General features: G+C 66.4%; 17 protein-coding genes. 7 read left to right on the top strand and 10 right to left on the bottom strand.

Features of this window, described 5'->3' with window-relative positions:
* The first annotated feature begins 11 nt into the window (after nucleotides 1–11).
* The 4 genes from ACZ5Z0_RS02980 to ACZ5Z0_RS02965 all read left to right on the top strand — a co-directional run bounded on the left by ACZ5Z0_RS02980 (nucleotide 12) and on the right by ACZ5Z0_RS02965 (nucleotide 5,888).
* Nucleotides 12–428 (top strand): VOC family protein, encoded by a 417-nt coding sequence (locus ACZ5Z0_RS02980; protein ID WP_464109826.1) that lies wholly within the window; start codon nucleotides 12–14, stop codon nucleotides 426–428.
* 77 nt (nucleotides 429–505) lie between these two features.
* The gene (locus ACZ5Z0_RS02975; RefSeq protein ID WP_464109825.1) at nucleotides 506–1,021 is read left to right on the top strand and encodes a GNAT family N-acetyltransferase; all 516 of its coding nucleotides are present in this window, start codon (nucleotides 506–508) and stop codon (nucleotides 1,019–1,021) included.
* Nucleotides 1,022–3,014: 1,993 nt separating this feature from the next.
* Nucleotides 3,015–4,976 (top strand): hypothetical protein, encoded by a 1,962-nt coding sequence (locus tag ACZ5Z0_RS02970; RefSeq protein WP_464109824.1) that lies wholly within the window; start codon nucleotides 3,015–3,017, stop codon nucleotides 4,974–4,976.
* An 807-nt stretch (nucleotides 4,977–5,783) separates the two neighbouring features.
* Nucleotides 5,784–5,888: a hypothetical protein gene (locus ACZ5Z0_RS02965; protein WP_464109823.1), complete on the top strand. Its 105-nt coding sequence runs from the start codon at nucleotides 5,784–5,786 to the stop codon at nucleotides 5,886–5,888.
* A gap of 54 nt (nucleotides 5,889–5,942) precedes the next feature.
* Here ACZ5Z0_RS02965 and glnA read toward each other — a convergent pair whose 3' ends face one another.
* Nucleotides 5,943–7,367 carry a type I glutamate--ammonia ligase gene (gene glnA / locus ACZ5Z0_RS02960; protein WP_138769611.1) on the bottom strand — a complete coding sequence of 475 codons (1,425 nt, stop codon included), beginning with the start codon at nucleotides 7,365–7,367 and terminating at the stop codon, nucleotides 5,943–5,945.
* A 297-nt stretch (nucleotides 7,368–7,664) separates the two neighbouring features.
* Here glnA and ACZ5Z0_RS02955 point away from each other — a divergent pair, with 297 nt between their 5' ends.
* Entirely contained in the window at nucleotides 7,665–8,102 is a 438-nt protein-coding gene (locus ACZ5Z0_RS02955) for an RDD family protein (protein ID WP_464109822.1), read from the top strand.
* Nucleotides 8,103–8,228: 126 nt separating this feature from the next.
* Here ACZ5Z0_RS02955 and ACZ5Z0_RS02950 read toward each other — a convergent pair whose 3' ends face one another.
* The 4 genes from ACZ5Z0_RS02950 to lipB all read right to left on the bottom strand — a co-directional run bounded on the left by ACZ5Z0_RS02950 (nucleotide 8,229) and on the right by lipB (nucleotide 11,289).
* A complete protein-coding gene (locus tag ACZ5Z0_RS02950) occupies nucleotides 8,229–8,591 on the bottom strand; it encodes a DUF3817 domain-containing protein (RefSeq protein WP_464109821.1) in 363 nt (120 codons plus the stop codon).
* A gap of 173 nt (nucleotides 8,592–8,764) precedes the next feature.
* On the bottom strand, nucleotides 8,765–9,526 hold the full coding sequence (locus tag ACZ5Z0_RS02945) for a DUF4191 domain-containing protein (protein WP_138769608.1): 762 nt from the start codon (nucleotides 9,524–9,526) through the stop codon (nucleotides 8,765–8,767).
* A gap of 90 nt (nucleotides 9,527–9,616) precedes the next feature.
* Complete coding sequence (lipA, locus tag ACZ5Z0_RS02940) at nucleotides 9,617–10,624, bottom strand: lipoyl synthase (RefSeq protein WP_464109820.1); 1,008 nt, start codon at nucleotides 10,622–10,624, stop codon at nucleotides 9,617–9,619.
* Nucleotides 10,621–11,289 carry a lipoyl(octanoyl) transferase LipB gene (gene lipB, locus ACZ5Z0_RS02935; RefSeq protein WP_464109819.1) on the bottom strand — a complete coding sequence of 223 codons (669 nt, stop codon included), beginning with the start codon at nucleotides 11,287–11,289 and terminating at the stop codon, nucleotides 10,621–10,623. Before lipB ends, lipA begins: the two co-directional genes overlap by 4 nt.
* Before the next feature lie 107 nt (nucleotides 11,290–11,396).
* Between lipB and ACZ5Z0_RS02930 the strand changes: the two genes are divergently transcribed.
* The gene (locus tag ACZ5Z0_RS02930) at nucleotides 11,397–13,175 is read left to right on the top strand and encodes a serine/threonine-protein kinase (RefSeq protein WP_464109818.1); all 1,779 of its coding nucleotides are present in this window, start codon (nucleotides 11,397–11,399) and stop codon (nucleotides 13,173–13,175) included.
* On the opposite strand, the gene ACZ5Z0_RS02925 is transcribed toward ACZ5Z0_RS02930, so the two are convergent.
* A complete protein-coding gene (locus ACZ5Z0_RS02925; RefSeq protein WP_464109817.1) occupies nucleotides 13,172–14,065 on the bottom strand; it encodes a TIGR01777 family oxidoreductase in 894 nt (297 codons plus the stop codon). The genes ACZ5Z0_RS02930 and ACZ5Z0_RS02925 overlap by 4 nt on opposite strands.
* 74 nt (nucleotides 14,066–14,139) lie before the next feature.
* Here ACZ5Z0_RS02925 and ACZ5Z0_RS02920 point away from each other — a divergent pair, with 74 nt between their 5' ends.
* Entirely contained in the window at nucleotides 14,140–17,709 is a 3,570-nt protein-coding gene (locus ACZ5Z0_RS02920; protein WP_464109816.1) for a S41 family peptidase, read from the top strand.
* A 72-nt stretch (nucleotides 17,710–17,781) separates the two neighbouring features.
* Here ACZ5Z0_RS02920 and ACZ5Z0_RS02915 read toward each other — a convergent pair whose 3' ends face one another.
* The 4 genes from ACZ5Z0_RS02915 to lpdA all read right to left on the bottom strand — a co-directional run bounded on the left by ACZ5Z0_RS02915 (nucleotide 17,782) and on the right by lpdA (nucleotide 22,154).
* Complete coding sequence (locus ACZ5Z0_RS02915; protein ID WP_464109815.1) at nucleotides 17,782–18,210, bottom strand: OsmC family protein; 429 nt, start codon at nucleotides 18,208–18,210, stop codon at nucleotides 17,782–17,784.
* A 197-nt stretch (nucleotides 18,211–18,407) separates the two neighbouring features.
* On the bottom strand, nucleotides 18,408–18,776 hold the full coding sequence (locus tag ACZ5Z0_RS02910) for a hypothetical protein (RefSeq protein WP_464109814.1): 369 nt from the start codon (nucleotides 18,774–18,776) through the stop codon (nucleotides 18,408–18,410).
* A 96-nt stretch (nucleotides 18,777–18,872) separates the two neighbouring features.
* Nucleotides 18,873–20,642, bottom strand: coding sequence for a 2-oxoglutarate dehydrogenase, E2 component, dihydrolipoamide succinyltransferase (sucB, locus tag ACZ5Z0_RS02905; protein WP_464109813.1), 1,770 nt, complete (start codon nucleotides 20,640–20,642; stop codon nucleotides 18,873–18,875).
* Nucleotides 20,643–20,768: 126 nt separating this feature from the next.
* Complete coding sequence (lpdA, locus tag ACZ5Z0_RS02900) at nucleotides 20,769–22,154, bottom strand: dihydrolipoyl dehydrogenase (protein ID WP_464109812.1); 1,386 nt, start codon at nucleotides 22,152–22,154, stop codon at nucleotides 20,769–20,771.
* Between the last annotated feature and the right edge of the window lie 76 nt (nucleotides 22,155–22,230).

Genomic DNA, 22,230 nt, shown 5'->3' with positions numbered 1-22,230 from the left:
CCTTGGGGCGCATGACCAGGCAACTGTTTGTGAACCTGCCCGTGAAAGACCTCGCGAAGACGGTGGAGTTCTTCACCGCGCTGGGGTTTTCCTTCAACCCCGACTTCACCGATGAGAATGCAAGCTGCATGATCGTCAACGACGACGCCTACGTGATGCTGCTCGTGGAGAGCTACTTCAAGACGTTTACGTCCAAGGCTGTTGCCGACGCCCGCAGCAGCAGCGAGGCGATCATGTCCTTCTCGCTGGAGAGCCGGGAGGCCGTGGACGCGCTGGTCAGGACCGCTCTGACCTCCGGCGGAACGCCATCGGAGGAAGCCCAGGACTACGGGTTTATGTACACCCACAGCTTCCAGGACCCGGACGGCCACCTCTGGGAGGTGTTCTGGATGGACCCGGCCGGGCCGCCCAAGGACGCCGCGCTGTAGCGCTCGGGCGGAGCTGTCGGGCCAACGCCGGGCACCGCGTCACCGCGGCGCGGCCCCGCTTTGGATACGCTTCTGTCATGTCTGAACACGTTTGGCTGCTGCCGCTGAAAGATCTCGACGACGACGCACGCGCCGTCAAGCTGGGCGAGGTCGCCGACGTTGAGCTTGGCGAGGGTCAACGCAGGTTTGTCGGGGACCCGCTGCGGATGATGCTGATGGGCCTTGAAGAGGACGCCCGGCACCCCTTTGTCATCGACGTCGGCGGATCCGCCGTCGGTGTCCTGACCTTGCAGACCGGAGCGGCGACCCTGGCCGGCTGGGCTGACGACATGTCAGTCTGGCTGCTGCGCGGCTTCGTGATCGACCGCCGGCAGCAGGGCAACGGCCTGGGTGCGCTGGCAGCGGAGGCCGCCGTCCGGGCGGCGGAGAAACTGACGGCAGCCCTCGGCGGCGGCCAGGCCGGCGTCGTCCTGTCCGTGAACGAAGAGAATCCTGCGGGGCAGGCCGCCTACCGGAAGGCAGGCTTCGAGGACCGCGGGCAGTATCTGGGCGGTGAAGCCGGCCCGCAGCGGACCATGTACCGGGCGTTCTGACCGGCGCTTGCGGGGGATGGCACCATAGGGGTGGCTGTATCCTGGCGAGGCGATTGATTAAAGTCCGGCGGCCCCCACCAGAAGGTGGGGGCCGCCGTCATGCGATCCGCTGGCGGAAAGCAGCTGTTGGCTAGACGCCGTAGTAGAGCTCGAACTAAGGGCGGGTATCCAATCCCAACGCGAATGCCGCCCGTCGTTCACCCATGACACCGGGATGTACGAGGGGTTCCGGCGTTCCGCGGCGGCGTAATCAGTCACAGTGCCACCGTCAGCGACGGGGCAGCTCGGACTTTCGGGTACTTGCCAAATTCCCACGACTTAGCATCCTCTGGTGAATGCCCCGGGTCCGGGGTCAGGTACTCGAACGGCTAACCGTCTTGCGTGAAACTGGCAATGCCGTAAACATACCTCCCCCGCGCCAGCATCCGCCCCGCTGCTTCGGCGTCCATTCTCACAACGCCGACACGGTTCGCCCGGCCGCTGACATAAGGTACTCAACCGCTAGTCTGAGCATCGTACAAAGCATCTATCTATGGGGAATCATGAAGAAACCAGGCGGATCACGCTTTTTTGGCTCGTTTACGGCCTAGTCGTCCAAGGAATCGGCGGCGTTGTCTACTTCGCTGCCTTCACTAGCTCACTGAGCAGGTCCATCTACTCGAGTGCAAGCGGGTCAAACACTGGGATGGCAATCGGTTCCATCGTGGCGCTGATCGGATGGATTTGCCTCTTGGTTGGGATCAGCCGGGCTAGCGCAGGCATTGACTACCTCGTCAGTGTTGCGCCCAAACCTGTCTCAGGAGTAGAACGGCGCGAGCAGGCAAGCAGGCCTGCTGTAATCCAGGACTGAATGACCGAGACCCCTGCCAGTCGCTGTGACTGACAGGGGTTTTCTGTTTGGCCCTTCACACGTTAGGGTCTGCTGATCGTTTCGCGGACTCCGCTATGCGTACGGCCCGCTGTGATATCCAAACATCCACCGCCATCTCTGGCAGAACATACTTGTAGCTAGCCCGGGACCATCAGGCCACAGGGATAGGGCGACACTCTGCACCGCAATCTTCGCTGGTGAGGCCACTGCAGCGCCGGACGCAGGATTACCCGCAATTAGTCCTGATAGCGCCAGAGCCAGAACCACTACCGATACAACCAGCGCGCCCTTGATTCGGGTCAATAACATGGCCTCAGAGTCGACGCTAAATCGTCTACCCGTGTAGATTCTCGATTCCTGCTTTCCTCGCCACAGGTCGACGTTGACGTAGCCGGAGACCCGTGGGGAAGCTACTACGGCGGGGTTCGTTGGTGGAAACGGGCTCGGAAACCGCTCCGTGTGCCAGCGTTTGCGAGCCTAGTTGTGTCTCCGATGGTCGTCTGGCCTGAAAGTACCGTCCAAGACAGCCGCCGAAGCTGCGCGTTCTTCGCCACATCCGCAAGTGATAGCAAATAACGCCCTTGAATCACGTCCGAACCTCATCCCGCGGCGACGCAAACGCTGCTGCGTAACGCGGTGAGGACAAGCGCCACCTTGAACCGGATCAACGCCTCGAGCGGCCCTCCTACTGCTGGCCATCGCTGATCCTCCAGCCAAGTGACGCCTCCTTAGACGTCAAGCCGAGGACTTTGAAGGCGTAGCGGCATTCCTACGCAACTTACGCGGTGCCGCCATCATTGCCAGAAACTAGCCGGGACTCATACGGATTCAGCAGCGCCACCATCCTAGGGCCGACCGTCGCTGTGGGGCACTCCTGGGGGCTCGCGGGAGGGGGATCGCCGATCTGACGCCTAGATGACATCGTCGCCCAGCCTGAACCTGGTGAAGCGTGGCGGCCGTCGCCCGGCAGCGGCAACGGCGTTGTGCAGTTTCCGTCGATCTTTCTTCGTTTGGGGAAGAACAGTGAGGCTCTTGACAAATGAATATTGGAAGGCCATCGTCTCTGGCTATCGGGTCGGAACCCAGCAAGAGGGCGGCAACGCTTACCGACAGGGGACAAACGTGGACACGAACGATTCTGATGGATTAGGCATCGTAGAAATACGGGTTCATGGCATTGGCAACAAGGAGCTTTTGGACGCTCTCGGCCATCCACTTTTTGAGCGGTTGAATCCGGCGTGTGAAGTCGCCACTTCACCTCCTGTGCCATCGCACAGGGTCAGAATTGTGAACTGGGCGCGGTCCAATACTGAGTTCACCAAGGGATTCTTCTGGTACATAGCCCTGCCCTTCACTCTGATTAACGTAGTGGGCTACATGCGGCCGCCACTGGGGAAAAGATATTCATTTCCGATATGTGGGGCGCTGGCGGGCATGGTGCTTACGGCGGCCCAGGTTGGCTGGGGCGTCCTCCTTGTAGAGACGGTGGTGGCGTACCTCCCGGTCGGCGCTGCGGACAAGCAGTGGAGCGCTCATATTCCTCTCATGCTGGCCCTGGTCATGATGACGATCATGATCTACAGAACGAATTCCATCAGGCACGCCAATGATGTCAGGGATCCCGGGCCGTCCATCATGGTTCTGGTACTGAACCTGGCGACGGCGCTGGCGACGGGACTAGCCCTTCATCCGCACTTCGAGGGCCCGATCATAGATACCCTGGGCGTTCTATCACCCTGGAAGATGACTGACAGGAGTCCTCTCCGGAATCCCATGCTTCTCTGGGCAACGGCAACGACTGCCGCCGTTTATGTGATTGCCTCGATCCTGCTCTTTCGGCTTATTCTTCCTGGGGCCGGAAATCGACAGCCGGCCGACAGGCCTGCCTTGGGGAGCCAAACCGACCAAGCCGATCCGTGCCTGCCCGGTGAAATAGGCTCTCGGGGCGAAGACCAACAGGTGGTCCCACATCCCTACACACCGCACGCCATGGCAGCCCTGGTCATCATGGCGTCCAGCATTTTGCTCCACACGATGGGGTCGCTGTTATTTATTGCAGTAGGTGATGTCATGTGGGTCATCCGGGGGTTGTTCTTCAGCGACAAGCCTTTGTCGCTGGACGGAGATACCGACATGAGCACGTTTTACGAAATCGAAGGCCTCGGAAGCTACCAAATCAAGCTCCTGGACATCCTCCCGCTGTATGGTCTCGGGCTATTCGCGCTGATGGTCTTTTGCTGGGTTGCGTTCGGGTCCCGATCCGCCAGCGGGCCAAATTCCCGTTGGCCCATAGATGCCAAGCAGCGCGCCGAAAGGCAGCGTTCTCGAATTGTTGAGACCGGAAGGTTCATGCCGCGGATATCGGTAGGATTTTTTGGCTCCTCCGTGGTTGCCGTGGTGGCTTCGACGCTGATTTTCCTTCATCTGGACTTGGCTTCCTCTCCTGTCCCCCAGGTTCTTTCCACGCTGTGCCACTTCTTGGCATACGCCCTGGTACTCGCCACCGCTCTGGACCAGCTACATCCAGTTACAGACAAGGCAAAACTCGTGGCTGATGTCGTAGGCTTCTGGCCCATCAGAAACCACCCCCTAGCAGGCATCTCTTACCGGCGGCGGGTCGTCGCCGGCATACTCATGGAGATGAGCCGCTACCCGCACCGAACCATCGTGCTCGTCGGACACAGCCAAGGCTCGGTAATTTGCAAGTGGCTCATCCGCAAGCGCAATCTTCCCGTAAGCAAGGAGCACTTGCATCTGATAACTTGCGGTTCCCCGCTGGTTTCGCTGTACCAGACGTTCTTCCCGGCATACTTCACCGACGATGACTTCGCCGAGGTGCCTAAGAAGGTGGCCTCGTGGCACAACTTCTGGCGGGCCACCGATCCCATCGGGACGCCGGTCCCGCACGCCTGCAACATCGAAATACCGGACCCGGACCCGGATGGTGTGCTGGCCAAGCATGGAAACTACTGGATCTCACCTGCTCAGATACGCACTCTCGCGCGCATCCGCGCCTACGATTCATCGCAACGGACAAGCTCTGCTTCGAGCTCCCCCAAAACCCCAAGTCGCACGGCCCCCTAACTTCTCTCACTGGCTGAGGCCCGAGTCATGTCAAAAGGTCGGTCAGGTCTTGCTCAAGGTCAGGCGGCACGGCTGCCACCTGGCTGTGTTCTGCGCCGGGTCCACGCCCGGAAAAACGAACCCGTCGAATGGCTTGTCCGTTGAGGCATCGGTGATGAACCTGGCGGTGCGTATTTGGTGGGCGTCCACAGGGCTCCAAAGCGCGCTGGTCTGGATCTGACACATACCTCTGGGCCAAGGCGCTGATCGAAATGCGGACAAGAGCATACAAAACTTAAGAAAGAATTGATGCGATAGGAGCGCAGATATCAGAAATGCAGGTGAGCCAGCGGCTCCTTCTCCGCACTCTCATTAGCGAAATGCGGCTCCACGACAAGACCTTTGAGGCAGGCGGCGGGTATATGTCGCCACGACTGAGCAGGTCTGAGGCCTCCATGGCGTCCCGCGGTCCTACATGTCTCGTTCGCAGGCCTCAGGGTCGCGGAGGCAGTCGCTCTGCGCGTCGCTGACGTTGACTTCATGCGTGGTGTTGTACGCCAGCGATCCAGTACCCGGGCGTGGAATTGAAGACTGAAGAATCCAAGAACCCCACCCCGATCCCGCAAGACCTCTGCCTAGAGCTGTCCAAGAATCAGACCAAGTAGGGGAGCCAAGAGTTGGTTGCTAAAGAGTGGGATTGGTTCCTCTCTCCGCACCACCTCGACTTCCGTTTCCGGGAAGCGCCCGTGTCGAAGGCCTCCTGAGGGTTCCCGATACCTTAACCTCCGGCACTACTTCGCCGCGATACTAATCCCGAAAGGCCTCGACGTGAAGGTCGTTCAAAAGTCGCTGCGCCACGCGTCCGCGAAAACGACCCTCGACGTTTACGGGCACATGTCGCCAGACAAAGAAGAGTCCGCCCGGCTGCCATGACTGGCAACCGGGCGGACTCTTTTTGGCCCTAAACGGCCTTCAGACTAGCGGTGGCTACACGCCGTAGTAGAGCTCGAACTCGTACGGGTTCGGGCGCAGCGAGAGCGGACGGATCTCGTTCTCGTACTTGTACTCGATCCAGGTGTCGATCAGGTCCTGGGTGAAGACGCCGCCGGCCTGCAGGAACTCGTTGTCCTCGGCCAGGGCTTCCAGGGCCTCCTCGAGCGTGCCCGGGGCCTTGGGGATGTCCTTGGCTTCCTCGGCGGGGAGCTCGTAGAGGTCCTTGTCGATCGGAGCCGGGGGTTCGATGCGGTTGCGGATGCCGTCGATGCCGGCCATCAGCTGGGCCGCGAAGGCCAGGTACGGGTTGGAGGAGGGGTCCGGAGCGCGGAACTCGATGCGCTTGGCCTTCGGGTTGGAGCCCGTGATCGGGATACGGATACCGGCGGAGCGGTTGCCCTGCGAGTAGACCATGTTGACCGGAGCCTCGAAGCCCTTGACCAGGCGGCGGTAGGAGTTCACCGTCGGGTTGGTGAAGGCCAGCACGGCGGAGGAGTGCTTCAGCAGGCCGCCGATGTACCAGCGGGCGGTGTCGGACAGGCCGGCGTAGCCCTTCTCGTCGTAGAACAGCGGCTCGCCGCCGTTCCACAGCGACTGGTGGCAGTGCATGCCCGAGCCGTTGTCACCGAAGACCGGCTTCGGCATGAAGGTGACCGACTTGCCCCAGGCGTCCGCGGTGTTCTTGATGACGTACTTGAACTTCTGCAGGTCATCGGCCGCGTGGGTCAGCGTGGTGAACTTGTAGTTGATCTCGGCCTGGCCGGCGGAGCCGACCTCGTGGTGGCTGCGCTCGACCTCAAGGCCGGCCTCGTCCAGGGCGATGCACATGGCGTCGCGCAGGTCGGCCTGCTTATCGGTGGGGGAGACCGGGAAGTAACCGCCCTTGACGGGGGTCTTGTAGCCGAGGTTTCCGCCCTCTTCCTCGCGGCCGGTGTTCCAGTGGGCTTCCTCGGAGTCGATCTTGTAGAAGCTGCCCTGCGGGGAGGACTGGTACTGGACGTTGTCGAAGACGAAGAATTCGGCCTCGGGGGCGAAGAAGGCGGTGTCGGCGATGCCGGTGGAGGCCAGGTAGGCCTCGGCCTTCTCGGCCACGCCGCGGGGATCGCGGTGGTACGGGTCACCCGTGCGGGGGTTCACGATGGAGAAGTTCAGCGCGAGGGTCTTCTCGATGCGGAAGGTGTCAACAAACGCAGTCGTGACGTCCGGGATGAGCTGCATGTCCGACTCGGCGATGCCCTGGAAGCCGCGGATCGACGAGCCGTCGAAGAGCTGGCCGTTGACGAAGAAGTCCGCGTCTACGCTCTTGGCGGGCACGTTGAAGTGCTGCTGAACGCCCGGGAGGTCGGTGAAGCGGATATCGACGAATTTGATGTCTTCGTCCTTGATGAACTTGAGGACTTCGTCCGCAGTCTTGAACATCTATGCTCCTTACGCATATGAAAGATCTGGCCATCGGGCCGTGTGGTCCAGCGCAGTCCGATGGCGGGGAAAACGCAGTGTTCACCCCGTCTACGATGCCGCTGGCAACTGTTACCACCCTAAGGACACGGGATTTCCCCACGGTGTCCGCTTTGTTTCGGGGAGGTTACAGAATGCGCTGACGTGTTAAAGCTAGTCGCTGTCCACAGTGTGGCCTATCCGGGTCCGCTCTGTGACCGACCAAAGTCCAAATAGTGAACAACCCGGGGTGCCCCCGGGAGCGGATAGGCTTGGAGTGTGGTTGATCGCAAAGACATAGGCTCGTGGCTCAGTGGACCGGATACTTCCGGCATCTCCAAGTACCCGGGGGAGCGCCTGGGCCTGCCCGAGACCGGTCCCGGCTCCATTGCCCGGGCCGGCCGGCGGATCCTCGCCATCTGCATCGACTGGGGGATCGCCCTGCTGATCAGCAACTTCGCCTTCGCCGGGAACTCCTGGGCCACCCTTGCCGTGTTCGCAGTGGAGCAGGCGCTGTTGGTCGGGACACTGGGCTATAGCATCGGGCACCGGATCATGGGCATCCACGTTGTCCGCCTCGGCGGCGGCCCGGCGGGCCCGCTCCCTGCCCTGGTCCGCAGCGTGCTGCTTTGCCTCGTGGTGCCCGCGGTCATCTTCGACCCGGACCACCGTGGCCTGCACGATAAGCCCATGAACACCGTTCTCGTCCGGATGTAGCCTCGGCGATTTGCCAGAGATGGCCGGTATTCCGTAGCGCTCAGCGGCCATCTGCGGCTAATCGACCGGGGCCGGCACCCCGCCCCGCGTGACGCCCAGCTGCGGCTAACCGACCAGGGTGCGGACTTAGACCCGCGCCGGCTCCTGGGCCGGGGTCAGTTCGTCCGCGCCGGCTGGCACCGCGAGGTGGCCGCGGCGGCCGGCCCAGCGTTCGAACCAGACGGTGGCGAAGGGCAGGACCGCGGCGAGTCCCGCCAAAAGCGCTACCCGGAACGGCCAGCGCTGCTGCCGCCACAGGGCCAGGGCCGCAACCCCGTACCCGATGAAGAAGGCCCCGTGGATCGGACCGGCAATTTCCACGCCCAGTTCGGTGGCCTTCAGCACCCACTTGAGGAGCATCCCGACGAGCAGCGCTGCCCAACTGAAGGCTTCGGCGACTGCCAGCACGCGGAAAGTCCTGACGACGGCGGTTTTCCAGGGAAGTTTCATGGGGCTCTCCGGATTCGGTCGTGGCGGTGCCCGTGGGCGTGCCGTTGCGGTGAGTGGGGAGTGCCGGGCTGTGCGCCGGCGTCGGACGTATTAGTCGCGGCGGTCAATGCGAAACGCCCCGGTTCCCGGCTTGAGGCCGGTAACCGGGGCGTATCTGGAAAGCGTTGGCGCCCCTAGCGGCCGCGGGCAGCCTTGCGGTCCGGGCGTGCCTTGTACGGGTCAATCCCCTTGGGGATCGGCAGGCGGCTACCGAGCGAGGCGATGCGCTTGGAGACGGTGCTTACCTCGGTCTTGGTCAGTTCGTTCTTCATCTTGCCCATCTTCCGGGCGACCTGGCTGATCGGCACCTGGCCCTCGCCGCGGCCGCTCTCGATCACGTGGATGGTGACGTTGGGCAGGATGCGCGAGAGGCGCTTGCGTTCGCCGTCGAGCAGGGGCTTGACGCGGTGGCTCGGGCCTTCGCTGACGAGCACGACGCCGGGGCGGCCGATGGCGCGGAACACGGCGTCCTGAGTGCGCGGGTTCACGGCGACCGGCTGCTCCTCGGTGATCCAGCCGCGACGGAGGGTGCCCAGTGCGGCGCCCGAGGCGCCCGGCTGGTTCTCAATCTGCGCGAACGCCGCGCGCTCGGCGCGGCGGGACAGGATCAGGGTGGCTGCCAGAATGCCCAGCGGAATACCGATGATCAGGCCGGTGATCCAGTTCTCCAGCAGGAAGCCCACCAGGAAGCTGACCGCGACGACGCCGAGGAAGGCCAGCAGCATGAGCCACGGCACCATCGGGTCGTGGCGGCGCGTCATCTGGAAGACTTCGCTGATCTGCTTCAGCCGGCTCGGCTTCTTGACCTTGGCTTCCTTGGGCTTGCGGGAGAAAAGGCCACGCTTCGGCTCATCGGCTGAAGACGGGGACGTGCTGGAGTCAGGGAAATTCGCCATAGTGCCTTAATTCTACGTGATGCACGGCTCAGGGCCGGACACCGGACCCCTCCGGCGCCGGCCCTTGGCGGCATTGGTGTGCGGGGTTGTTCAGGAGTGCGCAGCGAGCAGCGAGCTGGCTTCCTGCCGGGTGCTGCCCGAGCTTTCGATGTGTGCGAGTTCGGCGGGGATTTCCCAGCCCTTCTTGCGCATCGCGGTGGCCCAGAGCCGGCCCGCGCGGTAGGAGGAGCGCACCAGCGGTCCGCTCATCACACCGAGGAAGCCGATCTCGTCGGCCTCGTTTTGCAGGTCCACGAACTCCTGCGGCTTGACCCAGCGGTCCACCGGGAGGTGGCGTTCGGACGGGCGCAGGTACTGGGTGATGGTGATCAGGTCGCAGCCGGCCTCGTGCAGGTCGCGCAGCGCCTCGGAGATTTCCTCGCGGGTCTCGCCCATGCCCAGGATCAGGTTGGACTTGGTGACCATGCCGAGCTTGCGGCCCTGCGTGATGACGTCCAGGGACCGCTCGTAGCGGAAAGCGGGACGGATGCGCTTGAAGATCCGGGGCACGGTTTCGACGTTGTGCGCGAAGACCTCCGGCTTGGAGTCGCAGATGGCCTCGATGTGCTCGGGCTTGCCGGAGAAGTCGGGGATCAGCAGCTCGACGCCGGTGCCCGGGTTCAACTCGTGGATCTTGCGGACCGTTTCGGCGTAGAGCCAGACGCCCTCGTCGGCGAGGTCGTCGCGGGCCACGCCGGTGACGGTGGCGTAGCGCAGGGCCATGGCCTGGACCGAGCGGGCCACCTTGGTCGGTTCGAACATGTCCACGGGGGAGGGCTTGCCGGTATCGATCTGGCAGAAGTCGCAGCGCCGGGTGCATTCGGAGCCGCCGATCAGGAAGGTGGCCTCTTTGTCTTCCCAGCACTCGAAGATGTTCGGGCAGCCGGCCTCCTCACATACCGTGTGGAGGCCTTCCTTCTTGACCAGGTTCTTGAGCTGGACGAACTCCGGGCCCATCTGGACCTTGGCCTTAATCCACTCGGGCTTCCGTTCCACCGGGGTGGCCGCATTGCGCTGCTCGATCCGCAGCATCTTCCGGCCTTCTGGTGCCAGTGTCACAGTAGAGCTCCTTCATGGGTTGCAACTAGGGCTTCTTCATTGTTGCGCAGTTCTTCGGTGATCCGCGACACGAGGTCCGCCGGGGTGACGTCCCGGCCGGTCTCCTGCGCGATCGTGGTGACCCCGGCGTCGGTGATGCCGCAGGCGATGATCTGGCTGTACGGGGCCAGGTCGTTGTTGCAGTTGATCGCGAAGCCGTGCATGGTGACGCCCTCGTGGACGCGGATGCCGATGGCGGCGATCTTGCGTGCCGGGCCCTTCTCGTCCTGGTCGATCCAGACGCCGGCGCGGCCCTTGATCCGGACGGCGTCAATGCCGTAGTCGGCCAGGACTGCGATGATGACGGCTTCGAGCCGCTCGACATAGTCCCGGATGCCGGCCGGGTTCTTCAGCTTGATGATGGGGTAGCCCACCAGTTGGCCTGGGCCGTGCCAGGTCAGCTTGCCGCCGCGGTCCACCGGCACTACCGGGGTTCCGTCGAAGGGGCGCTCGTGGTCTTCGGTGCGTTTGCCGGCGGTGTAGACCGGGGAATGTTCGAGCAGCAGAACGGTGCTGGGCGCGGTCCCGGCGACGACTTTCTCGTGCAGTTCGCGCTGGATGTCCCAGCCGCGGGTGTAGTCGACGAATTCGGGAGCGAGACCCAGCTGGGAGAACTCAAGAGTCATGGCATCCAGCTTAGTCCTCGGCCGTGCTGCCCACCGCTTCTGTGGTGAAGCTCTCATGTCTGTGGATAACTTCTGCAGGGACGCCGCGAATCGGCTATTCCTGAGCTATGGATGATGACAAGCTCTCCTCCGTGCCCGGTCCGGGGCCGGCGCCGGAGGTTTCCGGTTACGACGTCGGCCGGCTGCTGGGGCGCGGCGGCACCGCTGCCGTCTGGCTCGCCACGGAGCATGTGACGCGCCGTGACGTCGCGCTGAAGTGCCTGACTGCCACCGGCCCGCCGGAAGCCGGAGATGCCGAGCAAGCGCGGCGCGAGGTCCGGATCCTCTCCGTGCTCGAGCACGAGCACCTCGTCAAGGTTCGCGCGGTGGTCCGGGTGCGTCACGGGACCGGCGGCGGTACGGGGCTGGGCCTGGTGCTGGACTACGCCGCCGGCGGATCGCTGGGGGAACTCCTGGCGGCCCGCGGCAGCCTCGCCCCGGGGGAGGCCGTGACCGTCCTGACGCCGATCGCTCAGGCGCTGGCCTATTTGCACGGGAGCGGATTCACGCACGGGGACGTGGCGCCGGGCAACGTCCTGTTCACCGCCCAGGGCAAGCCGCTGCTCGCCGACCTCGGGGTGGCGCGGATGCTGGCGGACCCGCGGGAACCTTCCCGCCCCGGAACGGACGGCTTCCGCGACCCCGCGCCGGTTGACGCAGTCCGGGCAGGGCTGCAGCCGGAAGGTGACGTCTACTCGGTGGCCGCCGTGGGCTGGTTCTGTCTCACCGGCCGGGCACCCGAACCGGAGGCGCAGCGCCCTCCGCTGCCGCTGTTGGTCCCGGGTGTTCCGGCCCGGCTCGCCGAGGCCCTCGAGGCGGGGCTGCGCACCGACCGGCGCCAGCGGCCGTCCGCGGCGGAACTCGCGGCCGCCATTTTCCGGAGCGCGCCGGCCGAGCCCGTGGACCTGTCAGTCTCCGTGCACCCCACCGTGCTGCCGCAGCTGGTGACCAGGCGCTCCTTGCCCCCGGATGCGCGGGAACGCCGGGCAGACCGGCTGCGGAACTGGCGGTCACGGGCGCGGGGCCGGTTGCCGGGCCGTGTGCCGGGCCTCGGCTATGGCCGGGGGCGGAGCCCGGCGGTTGGCTCGCGGCTTCGCCCCGGGCTCGCTGAGTCGACACGGCGAGCCGGGACCGAAGCCGCCAGCGGAGCGGCGGCCAGCGCACGGCACGCAGCGTCCCGGGTCCGCGTGCAGCGTCTCCGGCTGGGGCTTCGGGGGACCGGCGTCCCGGGGACCGGCATCCGGCGGACCGCGGCCGGGTTCGTGCTGGCAGCCCTCCTCACGGCCGCCGGCATCCTCGCGGCGCCGCTGCTTGCCGGTCCGGCGCCCGGAGCCGTCGTCGAGCCGAGCACGGCGCCAAGCCAGGGGCTACGCCCGGGGCCGGCCGTGCCAGCCAACGGGAAGGCAGCCGCGGCGTCCGAAGCCGTTCCGGCGGAACTCCAGGGACTGCTCGCGGCACCGCGGCCGGAGGATGCCGTCCGGGGTCTCGCTGGCCTCCGCTCCTACGCCCTCACCTCGGGCAGCCTCGGCTTGTTGGAGCAGGTCACTGTCCCGGCGTCGCCTGCCGCTGCCGCGGACGCCGCGCTCGGTTCCAGGCTGGCGGAGTCCGGCCACGTGCTGGATGGCTTTGAGGCCCGGCTGTCGACGGTACGGGCCCTCCCGGAAAGCACCGCAACCCGGGCCGTGGTGTCGCTCAGCGTGGCCTCGCCGCCCTACCACGAGCGCGACGCGGCCGGCGCGGTGGTCGCCGAAGCGCCCGCCGCCATGGAACGGCGGCTCCGCCTGGTCCTGGTGCCGGTGGAGGGCAGATGGCGGATCCAGGAGATCCTCCCCGACGCCGGCGGCTAGGTGCGGTCTGCCACCCAGGCCGCGGCCTCGGCGAGCGAGGGGTGCTGCCACTGGAATCCGGCCCCTGCCAGTGCCGCTGGCTCCATCCGCTGGCTGGCCAGCAGGAGCTCGTTGGCCAGTTGGCCCATCACAAGGCGCAGCACCGGCGCGGGTACCCGCAGCAGGGCCGGCCGGTGCAGGGCGCCGGCCAGCCGCGCGATCAACGAATTCACGTCCGCGCTCTCCGGCGCGCAGACGTTGACCGGCCCGGCCAACGGTGCGGTGAGGAGGAACTCGAAGGCGGCCGCCACATCGGGAAGCGTGATCCACGGCCAATACTGGCGGCCGTTGCCCAGGGGGCCGCCCACGCCCAGACGCAACAGCGGCAGCAGCCGGCCCAAGGCGCCGCCATTCCGGCTCAGGACGACTCCGGTGCGCGCGGTGACCACACGCACCCCGGCCGGCGCCTCGTGTGCGGCGGCCTCCCAGTCCACGCAGATCCGGGCCAGGATGCCGGTCCCTGCCGGGGCGTTCTCCCGCAGCACGGCCGGTCCGGCGTTGCCGTAGTAGCCGGAGGCGGACTGGCTCAGGAACACCGGCGGCGGGGTGTCCATGCGTCCCATCGCCGCCGTCAGGGTCCGCGTCGCGCCAAGCCGAGAGGAGCTCAGTTCGCTGATCCGGCGCCGCGTCCAGGGCCGGTCGCCGATCCCCGCACCGGAAAGGTTGATGACGGCGTCGGCGTCCTTGAGGGCAGTGTCGTCGATCCGTCCCGCCGCGGGATCCCACTGGACCTCGGCGGGCGAGGCGGGCGGCCGCCGGACCAGGCTGACGACGTCGTGTCCGCTGCCGCTCAAAGTGTCGGACAGGGCGGTTCCGATCAGCCCGGAGGCACCGGCAATGAGGATTCGCATGATCCATCTCACCATGCCCGGCACGGCAGGGGAACCTCCCCGGAGGCCGCGTCCATTTTGACTATGATCGAACGATGACCTCTTCGAGCTACCTCCGTTTTCCGCATCTGCACGGCGATCTGGTCACCTTCGTGGCCGAGGACGACGTCTGGATCGCGCCCCTCGACGGCGGCCGCGCCTGGCGGGTGTCCTCCCTGCAGTTGCCCGCCCGCAACCCCCGCTTCACCCCCGACGGGCAGCGCCTGGTGTGGACGGTTATCCAGGGCACGGCGCCCGAGGTTGTCGCGGCGGACGTCGACGGCGGCGGATACCGCCAGCTCAGCTACTTCGGCCACAGCTCCACCAAGGTCAAGGGCTTCACGCCCGACGGAGACGTGGTGGTGACCAGTGCCTTCCGCCAGGCGGACAGCCGCCTCACGCATGCTTACAGCCTGCCGGTGGACGGCGGCTGGGCCGAGGAACTGCCGTTCGGGCCGGTCGAGTCCGTGGCCTTCGGCACCGTCGTTGGGGACGAGCGCCCCGTCGTCCTGGCCAGTGTGCTTTCGCGCGAACCCGCCTGGTGGAAGCGCTACCGCGGCGGCGCCGCCGGCAAGCTCTGGATCGACGCCGACGGAAACGGAGAGTTCGAACGGCTCGCCCCCGAACTCGACGGCAACCTCACCGACCCCATGTGGGTCGGCGGCCGGATCGCCTTCCTCTCCGACCACGAGGGCTACGGCAACCTTTACTCCATGCTGCCCAACGGCACGGACCTGCGCCGCCACACCGACCACGAGGACTTCTACGTTCGGCACGCGGCCACCGACGGCGAACGGGTCATCTTCGAATCCGCCGGTGAACTGTGGTTCCTGGCCGACCTCGACGCGGACGCGGTCAAACTCGACATCACGCTGGGTTCCGCCTCGCAGGCCCGGCGCGCGTCCGCGCTGAAGACCTCCCGCCATCTCGGCGACGTCATCCCCGACCACACCGGCGACTCCAGCGCAGTGGAAGCCCACGGCACCCTGCACTGGCTGCGGCACAAGGACGGCCCGTCACGGATCCTTGAGGCCACCCCGGGCGTCCGCGCACGCCTGCCCCGCCCCTTCGGCGCCGGCCGGATCGCCTACGTCGCGGACCACGGCGGAGTCGAAGCCCTCTACCTGAAGGCCATCGCGGCACCCGTGCACGGCGGCAACGCATCCGGCGGCCCGGCGCCCGCACCGGCAGCCACCGCCACGACCGAGCAGACCGCCGACGGCGGCACTCCGCTGCCCCGGCCCGTCTCGGCCGCCGCCCTGACCCGGCCGAACGCCACGGCTGTGGTCTCTGCCGAAGCCGCCGGCGATGCCCACGAGTTCGAAGCCCAGCACGGCGTTCCCCACGTCGGCGCGGCCAAGGGCGGTGCCGGATCCGCCGCGGAGCGCGCCGACGCCGGACAGCCGACCCGGATCGACTTCCCGAAGCCGAGCCGCGCCAGCGCCCTTGAGGCCAGCCCGGACGGCAACTGGGTCGCCGTCGGCACTGCCTTTGGTGACGTCTACCTCGCGGACACCCGCACCGGCGTCCTGACGCTGCTGAACAGCATCGGCGAGGGAAGCATCGACGGCTTCAGCTGGTCGCCGGACTCGGCGTGGCTGGGCTGGGCCGAACCGGTGACCTCCTTCGGTTCCCGCACCCGGCTCCGGCTTGCCGGGATCGCGGCCGGAACGGGAAAGGCGGGCGCCGCCACAGGGGAATCGGGCACGGCGGACGCGGCCGCGCGGCCGGCAATCATCGATGTCACCGACGGCCGGTTCCGGGACGAGTCGCCCGCGTTCACGCCGGACGGCAAGTTCCTCGCTTTCCTGTCCAACCGCAGCTTCGACCCGGTCTACGACGGTCACTCCTTCGACCTGTCCTTCCCGAGCCCGATCAAGCCCTACCTCGTGGCACTGGCCGCCGACACCCCGTCCCCGTTCGGGCCGAGCGTCGCCCTCCCCGACGACGACGCGGACCCCGCCGGCGCCACTGAGGCCAGCAACACTGAAGCGGCTGTGTCGGTCAAGGTCGATGCCGAAGGGCTGGCCCACCGCGTCATCAACGTCCCGGTCCCGCAGGGCAACTACTCGGACCTCTCCGCGACCGCCGGCGCGCTGCTCTGGCTCGACCACGAGCTGGCGGGCGTGACGGGGGAAGGCCGGGCCACCCTGGAGGACAAGAACGCGGCGCCGAGCCTGGTCCGCTTCGACCTCGCCAAGCGCCGCACCACCACAATCGTCGAAGCTTTGGACAGCTACCGGCTCACCGGCGACGGCGAGAAGGTCGTCCTGGTCCAGGACAAGCAGATCCGCGTCTCACCGGCCGCAGCCAAGGCTGATGAGGACTCCGGGCAGCTGGTTAAGGTCGATCTGAACCGCATCCGGGTCAGACTGGATCCCGTCAGCGTCTGGGGGCAGGCCTTCGACGAGGCCTGGCGCCTGCAGCGCGATTTCTTCTGGACCGAGGACATGGCCGGCCAGGATTGGGACTCCGTGCATGCCCGCTACCGGCCGATCGTGGAACGTCTCGGCTCGCACGATGACCTCGTGGACCTGCTCTGGGAGCTCCACGGCGAGCTGGGCACCTCACACGCTTACGTCCGTCCGGCACTGGTGACGGAGAACGGCAGCAACGGCCAGGGCCGCCTCGGTGCGGACCTCGCCTTCAACGGCGAGGGCTGGGAAATCACCCGCATCCTGGCCAGTGAATCCTCGGACCCGCTCGCGACCTCGCCGCTGACCCGGCCCGGGGCGGACGCCCGGGTCGGCGATGTCCTGCTGGCCATCGACGGCGTCGAACTCTCCGAGGCTCTCACCCCGGCCGTTCAGCTGGCCGGAGCCGCCGGCCGCGCCGTCGAACTGACCCTGCGCAACGGCGCCGGACACGGTGACCAGGCAGGGAAGCAGCGCCGTGTCGCCGTCGTGCCGGTGAAGGACGAGGAACGGCTGCGCTACCAGGAATGGGTCGCATCCAACCGCCGCACGGTCCGGGAGGCCTCGCACGGGACCTTCGGGTACCTGCACATCCCGGACATGATGGCCAATGGCTGGGCCCAGCTGCACCGCGACCTGGATACCGAAACCTCGCTCGACGGCCTGATCGTGGACGTCCGCCGCAACCGCGGCGGCCACACCTCGCAGCTCGTGGCCGAGCTGATCGGCCGCAAGGTCACCGGCTGGAGCATGCCGCGCGGCGAGCGGCCGCGTACGTACCCGCACCATGCCCCGCGCGGGCCGGTCATCATCCTCACCGACGAATTTGCCGGCTCCGACGGCGACATCATCACCCAGGTGTCCAAACTCCGCGGGATCGGGCCGGTCATCGGCACCCGGACCTGGGGCGGCGTCGTCGGCATCGACAACCGCTTCGCCCTCGCGGACGGCACCGGAGTCACCCAGCCCCGCTACGCCACCTGGTTCACCGGCGGTGTGGGCTGGGGCGTCGAAAACCATGGTGTGGCCCCCGACATCGAGGTCGCCTTCCCGCCGCACGCCTACGCCGCCGGCGCGGACCCGCAGCTGGAATACGGCATCGGCGCCCTCAAGGAAATGATCCAGGAGCTTCCCACCGACCGCCCGCCGCTCCGCGAGGGCTACCGCACGGTGCGTCCGGCCCCGTTGCCGGCCCGCCGGCAGGGAAACTAGCACACATCACGAAGGCCCCCGCCCCGGGAAATCCGGTGCGGGGGCCTTCGGCGTCCCTGGGGGAGCTGGCTGCTAAGCGGACAGCGTGGCGTCCAAGGTGATCTTGATGCCGGTCAGGGCCGCGGAAACCGGGCAGCCGGTCTTGGCTCCCTCAGCGATGCGCTGGAAATCCTCTTCGGAGATGCCGGGCACGCGGGCGTTCAGCGTGAGGTGGCTGCCGGTGATGCCGGTGCCGGGCTCGAACGTGACGTCGGCCTTGGTGTTGACTTCGTCGGGGGCGTGGCCCGCCTGCGCCAGCGCGTGGCTGAAGGCCATTGAGAAGCAGGCCGAGTGCGCCGCGGCGATCAGTTCCTCCGGGCTGGTCTTGCCCTCGGCCGCTTCGGCCCGCGCCTTCCAGGTGACGTCGAAGTTGCCGAGCCCGGAGCTGTCCAGGCTGGTGTTGCCCGCCCCCGACATCAGGTCGCCGTTCCATACAGTGTGTGCGGTGCGTGTTGTTGCCATGTCCACTCCTCAGCGTCGTTGAATCAGCGATCCGGTCAGATAGGCGGATCCTGCCGCTCCCATCCTAGGGATTCGGGGCGGCCGCCGCACCCGGTGTCCGCTCTCAGAGGATAGCCTCGACATTAGTGCCGGGACGGGCTTAACGACGACGGCGACGCACCGCGCGGGTGCGTCGCCGTCGTTGCGGTGGCCGAAGGCTACTGCCAAAGAGTGGCGATGGCTACGTTGAGCAGCCCCAGGCCGCCGACGCCGTGGGCGAGGCCCTTGGAGACGGTTTCGCCCTTCCTGACCTTCCGGGCGCCAATGAAGGCAAGGACGGCCACGGCCAGGCCAACGGCGAACTTGATGCCGAGCTTGAAGTAGTTGGGGTCGAACTCGGCCGGGTTCTGGTTGTGCAGGATCGGCAGGATTCCCATCATGGCGACGCCGGTGATCAGCTGGACGAAGGCGCCGTCGCGCTGCCGCGGGTGGACCGTCGGGGACTTCATGTTGGCGATCCAGATACCGACGACCATGGAGGCGCCGATGATGTGCAGGAAAAGCAGGAAGTAGAAAAGAATGGTCATGCGCCCTAGCTTAGCGACAAAGTGTCCGTAAATTGCGAAGGGCACCCTCCCTTCCGGGAAGGTGCCCTTCACGCACCCGGACAGGTGCGCTGCAGCCTAGAGGCCGAGGTCGGCTTCGAAGGCGCCTTCCTCAAGGCGTGCCTTCAGCGTCTGCAGGAAGCGTCCTGCGTCGGCGCCGTCCACCAGGCGGTGGTCGTACGTCAGGGAGAGGTACATCATCGAACGGATCGCGATCGAGTCGTCGCCGTTCTCATCGGAGACCACCACGGCGCGCTTGACGATCGCTCCGGTGCCCAGGATGGCCACCTGCGGCTGGTTGATGATCGGGGTGTCGAAGAGGGCGCCCACGGAACCGATGTTGGTGATGCTGAAGGTTCCGCCGGAGAGCTCGTCCGGGCCGATCTTGCCGTTGCGGGTGCGGTCGGCGACGTCGGCGATCTTGCCGGCCAGGCCGGCCAGGTTCAGGTTGCCGGCGTCGGCGATGACCGGAACCAGCAGGCCCTTGTCGGTGTCCACCGCAATCGCCAGGTGCTCGGCGTTGTGGTAGGTGATCTCCTGCTTGTCCTCGTCGTAGGAGGCGTTGACCTTCGGGTGCTGCTTCAGGGCTTCGGCGACAGCCTTGGCGATGAAGGGCAGGAAGGTCAGCTTGGAGCCGTTCTGGGCCTGGAAGGAGTTCTTGGCCTTGGCGCGCAGCTTGGCGACCTTGGTCATGTCCACCTCGTGCACCTGGGTCAACTGGGTGGAGATGTCCAGCGACTCGCGCATGCGGCGGGCAATGACCTGGCGGATGCGCGGGGCCTTCTGCACGGTGCCGCGCAGCGAGGACAGCTCACCCGTAGCGGCGGACGGGGCCGACGAGGCCGCGGCCGGTGCGGAAGCTGCGGCGGGGGCGGCCTTGGCTTCGGCCGCTGCCAGCACGTCCTGCTTGCGGATGCGGCCGCCGACGCCGGTGCCGGTCAGCGAGGAGATGTCCACGCCCTGCTGGTTGGCGAGCTTGCGGACCAGGGGAGTGACGTAGCCGGACTCGGCCGCCGCCGCGGGTGCGGACGGGGCTGCTGCCTGCTTCGGTGCTTCCTGCTTGGGTGCTTCGGTCGGAGCCGGTGCCTCCTGCTTGGGGGCTTCCTGCTCGGGGGCCTCGGGAGCGGGTGCGGCAGCCAGAGCCGGTGCCTCCTGCTTGGGGGCTTCCTGCTTCGGGGCCTCGGGGGCGGGGGCGGCGGCCGGGGCTGCAGCGCCGGAGCCGATGACGGCGAGGACGGAACCGACCTCGGCCGTTTCGTCTTCGGCGACGCGGATTTCCTGCAGGGTGCCGGCAACCGGGGACGGAATCTCGGTGTCGACCTTGTCGGTGGAAACTTCCAGCAGCGGCTCGTCAACCTCGACGGTGTCACCGATGCTCTTGAGCCAGCGCGTGACGGTACCCTCGGTGACGCTCTCGCCCAGGGCGGGGAGGGTCACTTCGTGGCCTTCGCCGGCCGGGGCGGATTCGGCGGCGGGTGCCTCGGCCGGGGCCGCCTCGGCGGCCGCAGCGGGAGCCTCGGCTTCGGGAGCCGGCGCTTCGGCAGCCGAAGGCGATTCGGCGGGGGCTTCTTCGGCGGCCGGCGCGGCGGTCTCGGCGGAACCGGAGCCGGAACCGTCGCCGATGCGCACCAGCGGCGCGCCGACCTCGGCGGTCTCGTCTTCGGCGACGAGGATTTCCTCGATCACGCCGGCGATCGGAGAGGGGATCTCGGTGTCTACTTTGTCGGTGGAGACTTCGAGCAGGGGCTCGTCCACCTCTACCCGGTCACCGACCTGCTTGAGCCAGCGGGTGACGGTTCCTTCGGTGACGCTCTCACCGAGGGCGGGCAAGTTAACGGATTCAGACATGTCGTCCCCGTTCTCCTTATTGATCTTTGGTGCGGATGGTTGCTGCCTGGTTCGAGCTTAGTGCACCCGGCTTTTTCGGCCGGATGCACTAAGCACGGTGGTCTTGCGATGGTGCGGGCGGAACTGCTACCCGTGCAGGGGCTTCCCGGCGAGGGCCAGGTGGGCTTCGCCGAGGGACTCGTTCTGCGTCGGGTGGGCGTGCACCAGCTGGGCCACGTCCTCCGGGTAGGCTTCCCAGTTCACGATCAGCTGGGCCTCGCCGATCTGCTCGCCCATGCGGGCGCCGATCATGTGGACGCCGACGACGGGGCCGTCCTTCTGGCGGACCAGCTTGACGAGGCCGGACGTGCCCAGGATGGAGCTCTTGCCGTTGCCAGCGAGGTTGTATTCCTGGGTTTCGATCTGGTCGTCACCGAACTTGGCCTTGGCGGCCTTCTCGGTGTAGCCCACGGTCGCGATCTCCGGCTCGGAGTAGGTGACCTTGGGGATGTTGACGTCTTCCACCACGACGGGCTTGAGGCCGGCGATCTCCTCGGCCACGAAGATGCCCTGCTGGTAGCCGCGGTGTGCGAGCTGGACGCCCGGGACGATGTCGCCCACGGCGTAGATGTTGCCGACGCCGGTGTGCAGGCGTTCGTTGGTGATGACGAAACCGCGGTCGATCGTCAGCCCGGCCTCTTCGTAGCCGAGGTTGGCCGTGACCGGGCCGCGGCCGACGGCGACCAGCATGAGGTCGGCTTCGAACGTCTTGCCGTCCACGAGGGTGACCTTGACGCCGTCGTCGTTCTGCTCAACGCCCTGGAAGAAGACGCCGGTGGAGAACTTGATGCCGCGCTTCTTGAAGGCGCGTTCGAAGCTCTTGACGATCGTCGCGTCCTCGTTCGGGACGAGGGACGGCAGGCCTTCGACGATGGTGACGTCGACGCCGAAGGACTTCCAGACCGAGGCGAACTCGACGCCGATCACGCCGCCGCCGAGGATGATGGCGCTCTTCGGGATGAAGTCCATGGTGAGAGCTTCGTCGGAGGTGATGACCTTGCCGCCGATTTCCAGGCCGGGCAGGGTGCGGGAGTACGAGCCGGTCGCGAGGACGATGTTCTTGCCCTTGTACGCGGTGCCGTTCACGACGACGGTGTCGGTGCCCTGGAGCTTGCCCTCGCCCTCAATGACGGTGATGCCCTTTTTGCCCTTGATGAGTCCCTGGAGGCCCTTGAACTTGCCGGCAATGATGCCGTCCTTGTAGGCGTTGACCGCGTTGATGTCGATGCTGTCCAGGGTCACGTTGACGCCGTACTTGGCGGAGTCACGGGCGTGGTCGGCCAGTTCCGCGGAGTGCAGCAGGGCCTTGGTGGGGATGCAGCCGTTGTGCAGGCAGGTGCCGCCGAGCTTTCCCTTTTCGATGAGGCCGACCGTGAGGCCGAGCTGGACGGCGCGGAGCGCAGTTGCGTAGCCGCCGCTGCCTCCACCGAGTACCAGGATGTCGAATTCTTGCGCAGTTGCCTGATCGGCCACTAAAACGCTCCCTCGCGTGAACGATGACACGAGAGTACGCATCATCTGGTCTTGGAACTGTCTGCCGTGATTATGC

It is taken from the genome of Arthrobacter sp. T2-23, from assembly GCF_055398325.1.
The sequence above is the reverse complement of the archived record's forward strand: the minus strand, read 5'-3'. Positions and strand labels throughout refer to the sequence as shown.